At 50.5% G+C, this 12,713-nt stretch carries 10 protein-coding genes; 3 read left to right on the top strand and 7 right to left on the bottom strand.

The annotated features are described in order from the left end of the window. Position 1: 1 nt before the first annotated feature. Positions 2-1,756, top strand: coding sequence for a hypothetical protein (locus tag BMY09_RS13305; protein WP_091359060.1), 1,755 nt, complete (start codon positions 2-4; stop codon positions 1,754-1,756). 890 nt (positions 1,757-2,646) lie between these two features. Here the strand turns inward: BMY09_RS13305 and BMY09_RS13300 are convergent. Continuing rightward, entirely contained in the window at positions 2,647-3,489 is an 843-nt protein-coding gene (locus BMY09_RS13300; RefSeq protein WP_091359056.1) for an SDR family oxidoreductase, read from the bottom strand. 74 nt (positions 3,490-3,563) lie between these two features. Then, positions 3,564-6,818 (bottom strand): EAL domain-containing protein, encoded by a 3,255-nt coding sequence (locus tag BMY09_RS13295; protein ID WP_091359055.1) that lies wholly within the window; start codon positions 6,816-6,818, stop codon positions 3,564-3,566. 374 nt (positions 6,819-7,192) lie between these two features. Here BMY09_RS13295 and fahA point away from each other — a divergent pair, with 374 nt between their 5' ends. Next, positions 7,193-8,503 carry a fumarylacetoacetase gene (fahA, locus tag BMY09_RS13290; protein WP_091359052.1) on the top strand — a complete coding sequence of 437 codons (1,311 nt, stop codon included), beginning with the start codon at positions 7,193-7,195 and terminating at the stop codon, positions 8,501-8,503. Positions 8,504-8,561: 58 nt separating this feature from the next. On the opposite strand, the gene BMY09_RS22200 is transcribed toward fahA, so the two are convergent. Both BMY09_RS22200 and BMY09_RS13285 read right to left on the bottom strand, forming a co-directional pair. Beyond that, on the bottom strand, positions 8,562-8,732 hold the full coding sequence (locus tag BMY09_RS22200; protein ID WP_175483538.1) for a hypothetical protein: 171 nt from the start codon (positions 8,730-8,732) through the stop codon (positions 8,562-8,564). 71 nt (positions 8,733-8,803) lie between these two features. Then, positions 8,804-9,898, bottom strand: coding sequence for a site-2 protease family protein (locus BMY09_RS13285; protein WP_245756584.1), 1,095 nt, complete (start codon positions 9,896-9,898; stop codon positions 8,804-8,806). A 115-nt stretch (positions 9,899-10,013) separates the two neighbouring features. On the opposite strand from BMY09_RS13285, the gene BMY09_RS13280 reads away from it, so the two are divergent. After that, positions 10,014-10,697 (top strand): glutathione S-transferase, encoded by a 684-nt coding sequence (locus tag BMY09_RS13280; protein ID WP_091359049.1) that lies wholly within the window; start codon positions 10,014-10,016, stop codon positions 10,695-10,697. On the opposite strand, the gene BMY09_RS13275 is transcribed toward BMY09_RS13280, so the two are convergent. The 3 genes from BMY09_RS13275 to BMY09_RS13265 all read right to left on the bottom strand — a co-directional run bounded on the left by BMY09_RS13275 (position 10,698) and on the right by BMY09_RS13265 (position 12,331). Then, positions 10,698-11,114 (bottom strand): EVE domain-containing protein, encoded by a 417-nt coding sequence (locus BMY09_RS13275; RefSeq protein WP_091359047.1) that lies wholly within the window; start codon positions 11,112-11,114, stop codon positions 10,698-10,700. It abuts the gene before it with no gap. Continuing rightward, complete coding sequence (locus BMY09_RS13270; protein WP_091359044.1) at positions 11,111-11,482, bottom strand: VOC family protein; 372 nt, start codon at positions 11,480-11,482, stop codon at positions 11,111-11,113. The genes BMY09_RS13275 and BMY09_RS13270 overlap by 4 nt, the downstream gene beginning before the upstream one ends. Before the next feature lie 162 nt (positions 11,483-11,644). Then, a complete protein-coding gene (locus BMY09_RS13265) occupies positions 11,645-12,331 on the bottom strand; it encodes a helix-turn-helix transcriptional regulator (protein WP_091359042.1) in 687 nt (228 codons plus the stop codon). Between the last annotated feature and the right edge of the window lie 382 nt (positions 12,332-12,713).

Below are 12,713 nucleotides of genomic sequence, written 5' to 3'. Positions count from 1 at the left end.
AATGTCTCAATCTGAATGGAATCCTCAACCCGCGTCGGGAGAATGGAACTCCGCCGCCAACTGGAGTCCAGCGGAACTGCCAGTCAGTAAAGCCGTTTTTAACAGTTCATCTCAAACTGCAATCACTTTCTCAGCAGACCACAGCGCAAGTGTTGAGAGTATCGAATTCAGTGAAAGCGCCACAGCCTATACCTTCAACTTCGGTCCCGGCAAAGTACCTGGCCTTATTATTACCGGCCAGGGGGTCAGTAACTCTTCGCGTTGCCAGCAGAGCTTTATTGTGGCCGCGACCAGCAGCGGGCATGATAATCCGCAACTTCTGTTTACCAATAATGCGACAGCAGGTACTGATGATATCTATTACTGCGCAGGCCCGATCAGGGAACAGGGCTACGGTGGTGGCGTAATCAGCTTTTGCGATCATGCCAGAGCCGGTTCCGCCCGGTTTAAAGTGTGGACCGGCGCCGAACCACCGCCTCAGTACAGAAAAGAAAACATCCCCAGTACCGTCGGTGGCGAGATAAGCTTCAGCGACGCCTCTTCGGCTGATCGTGCCACATTTACTATTTACGGTAGCCTGGGTATTGATGGTGATACCTTCGCTAATGTGGTCTTTCACGATACCGCCACCGCAGGTAAGGCCACTTTCACCAATGTGGGCGGCACGGTCGCCGGTGGTGATGGCGGTAATACGCAGTTCTACGGCAGTTCCAGTGCCGATCACGGTGTATACAACAATTGGGGAGCAACTCACGAAAAAGCAAATGGTGGCGATGTAGCCTTTGACAGCACCTCCACGGGTGGTGAGGGATATTTCTACAACTATGCGGCAGAGATGGCTGGAGCCTACGGTGGGGTAACCAGTTTTAATAACAACCCTCCATACATGGATGCCTCACAGGGCGCCTCTGCGGGTTACGGCTGCTATTTTAACTACGGTGCACGTCAGGGTGAGCAGGGCGGTGGTGGCCATCTTGAGTTCAGTGCGAAGTACGGCTCTCCGACCGGTGCGGAGGCGACAATCGTCAACTACGGCAGCGCCATTGCAAACAAATCCAGCGCAGGTCACACCATTTTCTCCATCAACCTGCCAAGCAAATATTCTCCTACGGCGGGTAACGCAACGATCTGGAATCACCCGGGTTCAGGCGAGCAGGGCGCTGCCGGTTATACTGAGTTTTCGGTTTACAGCAATCAGAATGACAGTGACAGTACCTGCGAAAATTTTCCGACCGCAGGAAGCGCTACAATATTCAATCTGGGTGGTTGCACATCCGGTGCTGCCGGTGGCTACACCGTCTTTTCCGGACAGTCCACTGCAGGCAGTGCCTCCCTGATCGCCTATGGTGGCACGAACGGTGGTTATGGTGGCCGGATCGTATTCTATGATCAATCGGTGGGGGGGAGTGCTAAGGTTTGTCTGTTCGATGATGCTGAGCTGAATATCGCCTACCATACCGGCGACCTCACTATAGGAAGCCTGGAAATGACTGGTGGCGTGATTGTCACTCAACTGGGCTCGCAGATGCCCGCGCTCTCAATAGCAGGGGCGCTGTATGTTAACTCGACACAGGTGAGTTTTCATCTCGACAAGCTGAAAAATGGAGGCTTTGCCTTCAATACACCCTATACACTGCTGACATGCTCTGAACTTTGTCATATGACTGCGGAACGGTTTCGCGCGAATAGCATAGACGGGGTTGAACCCAGCTTTGCTATTGTCGGAAATACGCTGCAGGTGACCTTTGTGCAGTAATGAGGAAAGTGACTAAGTCAAAAAGCACGGGGACAAACCCTTTAGCGGAGTTTGTCCCTGTTGCCTCAGGCAGGTCTGACAGGTCTCAGGGAGAGCGAAATCCACACTCTTTGAAGCCACCGGTGCAGCTTGACCATTGATAGTTGCCAGTACCATGGCAAGCATAAAACCCGGTATTTGTTCTGCCCGGTTTTAGTATTGAGTCAGAGCCACAGTTCCATTGCCCATCTTTTCGCTCCAGACACATTTTTACATAAACGTTTTCACTACATTTGTTGGTGACTTTAATCTGCAGTGAATCTCTGGACGCACAGTTATTCCCTTGTTCCCGTGTGAGCACTACACAGTCAGTCGTATCTGCAGCGAAGGCACTGGCTGTCATGAAAAGAGAGATGCAAGGGATTAATCCAGCGAACTTGAACATAAGAGATCCTCTTACCGCCCGATTGACGTGTATATGACTGGTGCCGGGCGCGTGAAGCACCTGATAGTCTGATGACGTATAAAATTAGCAAGGCCAGCTTGAAGCAGTGAAAAACACTCACGGAATATTCAGAAACTGGCGTGAGTTGTGAGAATACTCCTGGCCGTACTCTCAACAGAGCCGACTGAAGCATATAAGCATAAGGGTGTTAAACGATACCGGAGAGAATAACCACATACTGATAAAGAGATAGAATTGCTCCTGTTGCTTCTTCAATGAAACTATAGGCAATAAAACGCTCAATTTCTACACCTGACCGGCGGGATTAAGCACTGAGGGTTTCCGCAGTTAAAAAGTCCTCTAGGAATCAGACAGAGCCTGTAGAGTTTGGAGGGAGGGGATAGGACCGAGCCGTGTTCGGCCGCTTGGCCGTATTTCAGGCAGTACAGCGTTGATATGCCCGGCCCTATTTATTCTCCGATGCCGATGCCCGTAATAAAATCCAGTCGAGCATCCGGGTCGACAAAATACGGCGTAGAATACCAAACAGATGGGTTGGCAGGGTGACATAATAGCGGGGCCTTGGGCGTTTACTCTCCAACGCGTGAATCACTTTATCCAATACCGCATCAGGCCCCAGTGTAAACGGATCGTCCCCGCCATCGTGACTGCTTAAACGTTTCAGAACTTTTTGATAAATAGTGCGAAACGGGCTGCTTTCTATATCAATATTGTCACGAAAGGCTTTGAATGCGTTTTCTCTGAATTTGCTTCTGACCGGGCCGGGTTCGATCAGTGAAACATGAATACGGGTATCTGCAAGTTCCTGTCGCAAGGTATCGCTGTAGCCTTCCAGCGCAAACTTACTGGTGTTGTAAGCCCCGCGAAAGCGCATCGTGATCAGCCCCAGAACCGAACTGTTCTGAATGATGCGGCCAAAACCCTGTTTACGCATCAGCGGCAGAACCCGACAGGTAAGCTCATGCCAGCCCAGCAGGTTGATCTCCAGCTGCTTACGCAGCAGGTCCCGGCTGAGATCCTCAATCGCACCGGGCTGGCCATAGGCGCCATTATTGAACAGGGCATACAGCGCTCCGCCAGTTTCTGCCTCAACCCAGTCCATAGCCTGTTGAATCGATTCAGAATACTCCAGGTCCAGTTGAATGGACTCTAATCCCAGCTGTTGGAGCCGTTCAACATCCTTTTGTTGTCGCGCGGTGGCGATAACCCGGTAGCCCCGTTGTTGCAGGCCGATTGCTACGTGGTAGCCAATGCCGCTGGAGCAGCCGGTAATCAGTACTGTTTTCATGGATCTCCCTGATCTGTGTACTCGAAGATGCTGATGTATAAGGTGCAGAGCTTAAGGGGTTAGGACTGGGCTGGCTAGACCTTTTTCAGCAACGCCAGAAAGCTGTGCTCCGGAACAGCCTTACTAAACAAAAATCCCTGAGCATGGAAGCAGCCCTCCTCAATCAGGAACTGGCGCTGCTGCTCTGTTTCCATACCTTCAGCAATCACCTCCAGGCCAAGACTGTTCGCCAATGCAATAATGGCCCTGGAGATCGCCTGATCATTTTTATCTCCGGGAATATCACTGATAAAGGACTGATCGATTTTTAATCGATCCAGCGGCAGGGTTTTCAGATAGCTCAGAGAGGAGTAGCCGGTGCCAAAATCGTCGATTGCCAGACGGATCCCCATATCCCGCAGCTGCTTAAGCTCTTTACCCGCACGGCTCGGGTTGTTCATGATTACACCTTCGGTGATCTCAAGCTCAATCAGCTCACTGCTACAGTGATGATGATCAAGTATTGCCGCCACCTCATCCGCAAGAATGTTAGAACCAAAATGGCGGGCTGAAATGTTGATCGATACTCGTGGCACCCGATATCCCTGTTGTTGCCATTGGTGAATATTGTGGCATACGGTATTAAGTACCCAGCGATCTATGTTCTGGATCATTCCGGTTTTCTCCGCCACCGGGATAAATCGGGAGGGGGGAATTGTGCCCATTTGCGGGTCGTTCCAGCGAATCAGGGCCTCTGCACCTATTATGCTGTTATCCCGCAGGTCTATCTGTGGCTGATAGTGCAGCACGAACTGCTGATTCTCGATTGCATTACGCAGTGCCCCGACCATCAGAAACCGTTCAAAGGCCTGATCGGTCATCTCCTGAGTATAAAACTCATAGCGGTTTTTACCGGCAGTTTTGGCCCGGTACATCGCGGTATCGGCGTTACGGATCAGTGCTTCTGGCTGTTCGGCGTCATCTGGGTAGAGGCTGATACCGATACTGAGGCTGATATGTAGCTGCTCATCCAGGTCGATAGGTTCATTAAATGCGGCCAGCAGGTTCTGAGCGATGGTAGCCGCATCATCAGCGTTCATCAGATCTTCGATAATGATCGTAAACTCATCACCGCCGAGACGAGAGATCGTGTCATTTTCTCGAGCATGGTGTTTGAGTCGTTCTGACACTTTTTTGAGTAACTGATCGCCCAGATTATGGCCAAAGCTGTCGTTGATCTCTTTAAACTCATCCAGATCGATAAACAGCAGGGCGACGCCGGTTTTATTACGCTTCGCATGGCGTACAGCCTGTTTAAGCCGGTCGCCGAACAGTAATCGGTTGGGTAACTTGGTCAGGGGGTCGTGATGTGCCAGAAAATCAAGGCTCTTCTCTTTATCAAGCAGGGCTTTGCGGATAGTCTCATGGTCAGAAATATCCCGGCTTGATTCTACCAGCCCGGCCAGCTTGCCATCGGCATCGTAAAGTGGGCTGGCCATCAGCTCAAATGTCCGGACTTCGCCGGTCTTACTGGTATGCTCATGAATGCGGGTGGTGGGCTTCCTGCTGCTCATCACATCTGTCAGCGGACAGTGCTCGCAGGGAACCCCCTGTTTATGAACCATGTGATAGCATGAGCTATCGCTACTGGAGAGGCAGTTAAAGTAGTAATCGTTTGCCGCCCGGTTTGACTTGATTACTTTGTAATCCGTATCGATAACCATCACCGGATCGCCGATACAATCAATCACCGCCTGCAGGAAGTTGCTCTCATTGCGCGCTCGCAGCTCAGCCTGTTTACGTTCGGTAATATCACGTACGGTAGACAGGACCACCTGATTACCATTGATCATCTGTAAGGTGGTGCTGATCTCAACAGGGACTTTGCTCCCGTCAGAGGTGGTATGAATTGCCTCAAACAGTCCTCCCCGGGCATCAATACTAGCCAGACGTTTCCGCCAACGGGAAAGATCAGACGATAGATCACTGATATCCGTGATTGACATTTTAAGCAGCTGTTCACGCTTATAACCCAGATAATCACAAGTGGCCTGATTAATATCGAGAATGCGGGAACTTTCTGCATCGATCACAAACAGGGCATCATGGCTTTGATCAATCAGTTGGCGAAACAGATGAAGCTGCGAGTCCATCTTATGTTTCTCAGTCAGATTGGTCAGCAGGCAATGAGTCTGGATAAAATTACCACTTTCATCCCGCATTATCTGACCATCTAACTGAATATCCAGTATCTCTCCAGCCCGGGTTCGTAGCTGATAATGGACATTTTCAACGAATCCATGATTTGAGAATGAGGCAAAGCAGTGCCTGAATTTCTCCTCCTGACCGGCGACCAGCAGCTGTTTGAATGCTGTACCAATGATCTCTCGCTTTTCATACCCCATCAGTTTACGCCAGCAAGCGTTGACCTCAAGAATAAAGCCTTCGGCGTCGAGTGACTGGTAGGCGAGGGGAGAGTTCTCAAAAAAGCCCTGGTAGTGATTGACCTTATTGCGGCTGCTTTCGAGTTTTTGATTCAGGTGGCTGATCGCATCCCTCATCATTTTGATAAAGTGGGTTTGTAACCGATCAATCAGGTGTTGCCGGGTCAGGAGTCCTATTACCTGCCCATCCGTATCGCAGACCAGTAGACGGCGTATCTGTTTTGTCTGCATCGTTTGCCGGGCTTGCAGCAAAGAGGTGCCCACGCCAATAAACTCAACCGGTCTGCTCATATAATCGCAGACTCTGGCGGTATTCAGATCTATCTGGTCATCCAGCAAGCGGACAACGTCCCGCTCAGTGAGAATACCTGCGGCATTATTGCTGTCGCCTACCACAACACTGCTGATCTTCTTATCACTCATTACTGAGAATGCGTAGCGCAGGGTACTATCCTGGGGGACAAACATAATCACCCGTTCCATGACGGCTTCGACATGCTTGATTTCGGCCAGATATTCAAATCCGAGATGTTGAACAAAATCGGTTTCAGTCGCTATTCCTCTGAGACTGCCATCCCGATTGATGACAACAATATGGCGCAGGTTTTCCCGCTGCATCTGCTCATAGGCATGCTGAAAATCACAATCCCCGTAAAGGGTTTTCACCGGCGATGTCATGATATCGCTGGCTTTCAGTTCACTCAGCTCAGTTTCAGCAGAGCTGACCAGGCGGAGGATATCTTTCTCGGTGATAATACCTATCGGTTCACGCTGATCAATAATGACGATCGAGCTTACATGAGATTTGCGCATGCGATGCAGGACCGTTAAAGCGGCATCGGTCGGGTGGGCGTGCAAGACGTCCAGGCTGCAAATGGTATTCAGAGTAACTACTGATTCCGACATCAATCTTATGTCCTTACGTCCCTAACCTTCGAAAAACGTTTCCAACCCTGTTGGATTTAAAAACTATACCTGCAGATACCTTTGATATCTCCCCTTGATAAGCAGAACTACCGGGTAAAACTAGTGCCAAAGCTATCACAGGAGCAGAGATGATGTATTGATCAGGCTCGTTAATGTAACCATTTCGCGCTATTGATAGTTATTCTTTACTCTTTGGAATTAGTCAATTTATATCCGGGCATTGAAGCCTGCCTGTCTTCTGGTAACGTACAAGCAGATAATAAAAATTAACATCAGACCTTCGTGGTGAAGCCCTTGATGCTAAAAAAATCTAAAAGGGCGCGCTGCTTAACAATGACACCAGAGAGTGAGTGATGCCTGTACTGAATGAAACCCATAATCCTGATTTGCGCAGCTGGGTGAGCTGTGCAAATTTGCCTGATACCGATTTCCCGATTCAGAACCTGCCTTTTGCGGAATTTCGTCGTAAAGGTTCTGATGAGTCATTCCGTGGCGGAGTAGCGATTGGCGATCAGGTGCTTGATCTTGCCGCCGCCCAGCATCTGTTCACTGGTGCTGCGGCGGAGGGCGCAGCAGCATGTGCCGAGCCAACACTGAACCATTTTATGTCACTGGGCAGATCAGTTTGGTCTGCTTTGCGTATGGCGCTATCGAGGGGCCTGCGTGAAGGCGCCGAAGAGCAGGGGGCCCTGGAAAACTGTCTGATTCCGCAGAGTGAGGTAGAGTACAGTCTGCCCTGTACTATTGGTGATTACACAGATTTCTATACATCAGTGTTCCATGCCACCCGTGTTGGCAGCCTGTTTCGCCCCGATAACCCGTTGCTGCCAAACTATAAGTGGATACCTATAGGTTACCATGGTCGCAGCTCTTCTATTGATGTTTCGGGACAAACATTCAAACGGCCACAGGGGCAGATCAAAGCCCCGGATGCTGCTGAACCCTCCCTGGGCCCCTGTAAGCGGTTGGATTATGAGCTGGAGGTCGGCATCTATATCGGCCAGGGCAATGCCCTGGGTGAACCGGTCGTTCTGGATGACAGTGATCAGCATGTGTTTGGTTACTGCCTCTTTAATGACTGGTCGGCCCGGGATATTCAGGCTTGGGAATATCAGCCTCTGGGGCCGTTTCTGGCGAAAAACTTTGCCTCGACCGTGTCGCCCTGGATTGTCACCAATGAAGCCCTGTTACCTTACCGGACAGCGTTTAAGCGCGATGCTGCTGACCCTCAGCCGTTGCCCTATCTGTCATCCAGAATGAATAGCGAGGAGGGGGCACTTGATATCAGGCTGGAGGTGCTGCTGCAGACTCAGCAGATGCGCCACCATAATCAGGAGCCTGCTAAACTCTCTGAATCTAATTTTGTTTACTCCTACTGGACTGTTGCCCAGATGGTGGCTCACCACACGGTGAATGGCTGCAATCTGCGGCCCGGCGATTTTTTTGGTTCTGGCACGCAATCCGGGCCGGAGCATGAGCAGGGCGGTTCATTACTGGAACTGAGCCGTGGTGGTAAAGAGTCTGTTACGCTGCCCAATGGCGAGCAACGAACTTTCCTGGAGGATGGCGATACCGTGGTGATGCGTGGATACTGTGAAAAAGAGGGCGCGGCACGCATCGGTTTTGGCGAGGTTGCCAGTACCGTGCTGCCGGCAAGCAACTGATGTCATAGCCCATAAGTAAAACGGCAGCCGTTAAAGGCTGCCGTTTCTGATAAGTGATCTATTGTTTCGGCTTCTTTTTAAACAGGCTCAGCAACTTCTGTTTCGGATCCTGCTCTTCGGTAGGAAGCGCTTTCTCAAACTTACTTTTCAGCTCGTTGAGTTGCTTCTCTTTACGCTTGTGGCGCAGATCGTCCCGCTTACTATTGATATCGACAACGTTATCGCTCATATCTACCACTCATGGCTGCTCTTGATAACTGCTTCTGAAGCCTGCTTGTTTTGGCCTCAACAAATAACAGTTTAGCTCTGCAACACCTTTAACGGAAGTCCTAACAGCGCATCGCCCATACCATGAAAATACCAGATAATGGCGATCAGCCCACCGATGGTAAATAGATACCAGAGTGCGGAAACGATCTGACCATAACGATCCAGAGGCAACAGTAGGCTATGGTGCCGGCTGCGCCACTCGAAAAGCACCTCGACAGTGCCGATAATCAGAAGAAAGCCCAGTAACGCCAGACCAAAAGTGTAACTTAGCCAGATACCGCCCGCTGCCGCAGCACCACAGAGTACGATTCCCGCCAGCGAGTTCATCGAGAAGGCGATGCTTTTCAATACATGTCCACCGTCCAGCGGCAGAATCGGCAGCAGATTAAACAGGTTCAGCAGGGCATTGAATGCACTCAATCCGGCAAAAAACATCGACCCGGTTACCCAGTAGGCGACCAGGCTCAGTAGTGACAGCGCAAAACCGAAAAATGGCCCCATCAGCGAGATACAGACATCCTGCCAGCGGGTATTGATACGTGCATCGCTCAGGGCCAGGCCCCCAACAAAGGGGATCAGATAGATCCCTTTGGTTTTCATGCCGAAATGTTTCATCGCCCGGATATGGCCATACTCATGCACCACCAGGCAGAAGATCAGTGCCAGGGCAAAGGGCAGAGAGAAAAACCAGGAGTAGGCCGCCAGACTGGCGCCAGCCATCACCACCTTGATCACCTTGGCGCTTTTCAGTAACTTCAGACTCAGGGCACCAAGACCGACAATGCTGAATGAGGCTTTTTCCTGACGTATCGGCGCCTGAGGCACTTTTTGCTCCATCGCTTCGCGGCCATGCTCTCCGTTGGCAACCAACTGCTCGCCCATAAAGAAACGGTAGCCGATCCTGACCGGGTCCCACTCAACCTCCGTTTCCAGACGACAGATCAGCGTTTCCCCCTGTTCGTTCTGCAACTCAAAGCGGTGTTCACTGATACCGTCAAAACCGCTGTCTGCATCCCGCCGGGAAACCGGGGTATTGTTCCAGTACAGCAGTTGCCAGCCCGCCATCGAGCCTTCCAGGCGCAGGTTGTGCCCCTGATAATCCAGATTAAGTAGTTCCACTTCCATTTCCTGCCAAAAGGTATCGGCCGGAATGGTTGCATAAGTTGATGGCAGTTTAAAGTGACTTCTTCTGTCAGGCAGGTAGACTGCGTTTTTTGTAATCAGCTAATCAATTATTGCTATGACACCAGACCTTCCTATTCTTTACTCTTTTCGCCGTTGTCCCTATGCCATGCGTGCCCGGCTGGCGGTTGTCCATAGCGGCATAGCGGTTGAACTACGCGAAGTGGTATTGAAAAACAAGCCCGCCGAACTGTTGCAGGCCTCGCCAAAAGGTACCGTACCAGTTTTAGTATTGCCCGCTTCGTCTGAAAAAGAGGGGCGAGTGATCGATGAGAGCAGAGATATTATGCGCTGGGCGTTAAGATTGAATGATCCGGATAACTGGCTCTGCGCTGAGGATCCGGATCGCCTATGGCAAAGTGAGGCTCTGATTCAGGAGAATGACGCTGTCTTCAAGCAGCATCTGGATCGCTATAAATACTTTGAGCGTTATCCGGAGCATCCGCAATACTATTACCGTGAGCAGTGTGAAACGACTCTGGTTAAACTTGAACGCCTGCTGGAACAGCACCGTTACCTTGTGGGTGAGTCGTGCAGTATTGCAGACATTGCTATCTTTCCCTTCATCCGTCAGTTTGCCCATGTGGATCGTGAGTGGTTTTACAATGCACCGTACCCATTGCTGCAACACTGGCTGGATTATCACCTGCAATCGTCACTCTTTATCGAAGTCATGAGAAAATACCAGCAATGGCAAGAAGGGGCGGAGCCACAGCTATTTCCCGCCCCTGATACGCATTGATCAGAGCCCCATTGCTACGCATATCTGGTGCATATCCTGTTCGCTAACCTCAAACAGTCCAAAGCGGAACGGATAGCCCCAGTTTTCCTTACCCGCAGAGAACTCCAGCCGATCCAGCAGGGGCTGAATCGACACCTCCCGGGTATCAAACCAGCAAAGATCCCGTCGGAATGGCTTAAACCCATTGCCCATATCAACCTGATAAGGCTCCCTCGGTTTTACACGACCACAGCCGGTGAATGCCTGCAGCCTGGCTTTATCACCCAGTGTCTCCACTGGGGAGTAATAGGCAACGAGGTCCCCCGGACTGATCCGCTTCAGCGGAGCCGCTTTGCCATGACAAACCTGCATAAACCCACCTGAGCGGCCCGTTCTGACATGGTCTGCTGAAGCAACAGCAATCCAGTTACGGCTCATGATTCAGCTGGAGAGAAGACTCTGAGGCGGTTGCCATCCGGGTCCAGGGCAACAAAGGTATAGCCGAACTCCATTGCGGTGGGCTCCTGTATCATTGTCAGCCCGCGATCTTGCCAGCGGTGGTAAATACGGCTGACCTCTGCCTTGTCAGGCAGTGGAAAGGCGATCTCTCCGCTGACGCCCAGTGATTCTATGGCGGGTTGTACGTCCTGTTGCTGCCACAAGCCGAACTTCATGCCGCTATCTAAAACAAACAGGGCAAAATTTGGCGAGTTCTCTATCGGGGATCTCTCCAGTAATGTGCTGTAAAACTCAACACTGTGGGATGGGTTTTCTACGTAAAGAATAATAAAGTTGCTATCTGGCATGACGGTATCCTTGTGTAATTCAGTTGAGGGAGCATCTTCTGATGCCCGACATCTGCAGAGTACAGAAAGGTACTGTCAGTTTTTGTCAGTAGTGTTTTGTTTCTTCTTAAAGCAGAGGGTAGAGGGGTTACTGTACAGAACTGTGTGACTCAATGCCTGTTATCAAGTGATACCTTCCGCTTTTCGCCACTCACTCAACAGTTGTCGCCGGCGGCGGGGGTAATGCTCTGCGCACATTTCAAACTGTAAAATTCTATCGGTACGAAAGTGACGAAAGGCCTGACGCAGCTCGCACCATCCCACTAACACCCGAAGACTATCGAAATAGCCCAGAGCAAATGGCCAGATCGTCCGGATTGATTCCTGCTCTTTCAGATCGAGGTAGCGAATGGTGATTTTCTGTTCTGTGCGGATCGCCTGGCGAATCTGTGAAAATTCCGCTGGTTCTGCTGTTGCAGGCTGTTTTGATGGGCCGATAAGCAGAGTATTTTCATCCAGTGAATTTTTCAAATCCTTTGGCAGAACGGAGGCGATTTTCACCAGCGCGCTCCGGGCACTTTCACTCAGCTCTGAATCAGTGCGACTTGCCACCCAGCGGGAGCCCAATACCAGCGCTTCTAACTCCTCCTCGGTGAACATCAGGGGAGGGAGCATAAAACCAGGCTTGAGCACATAACCCAGCCCCGGTTCTCCCTCTATACTGGCACCCTGTTGCTGCAAGCTGGCGATATCACGATAGAGTGTTCGCAGGCTGATGCCCAGCGTTTCCGCCAATTGATAACCAGGGGCGGGATAGCGATAACTACGCAACAGATGGATCAGTTTAAGTAGGCGTTCAGAGCGGGACACGGATTAATTCCATTCTAAAATAAAGCTGCAGTATAGCCTACATGCTGACAAAAACTGACAGTATTGGTTTTATTACATACGTTTCAAAATACTCAAGAAACGCGTTATCAGAGCCGCTATTATGGTACATACGTCCTCCAAAAAGCATTAATATAATCTTTTATCATATTGTTTTATTTATATATTAATCTTTTTATCATTGTATCCAACTTATTTTTGCGGTGGTATAGGCAGGCGAGCTGATTATCAGACAGCACGCATAATATCCCTCGGGCCGGGCTGATAAAAGTGACAGCTCTATCCCGTTGACAGTTGATCAACCTGTTGCACAGGGAAAAGCGGCCAGCCCACATGATTGCGTCAAAACTTCAGAGCCTTAGCC

The organism is Amphritea atlantica (assembly GCF_900111095.1).
In the GTDB taxonomy this organism is placed as follows: Bacteria; Pseudomonadota; Gammaproteobacteria; order Pseudomonadales; family Balneatricaceae; genus Amphritea; species Amphritea atlantica.
The sequence above is the reverse complement of the archived record's forward strand: the minus strand, read 5'-3'. Positions and strand labels throughout refer to the sequence as shown.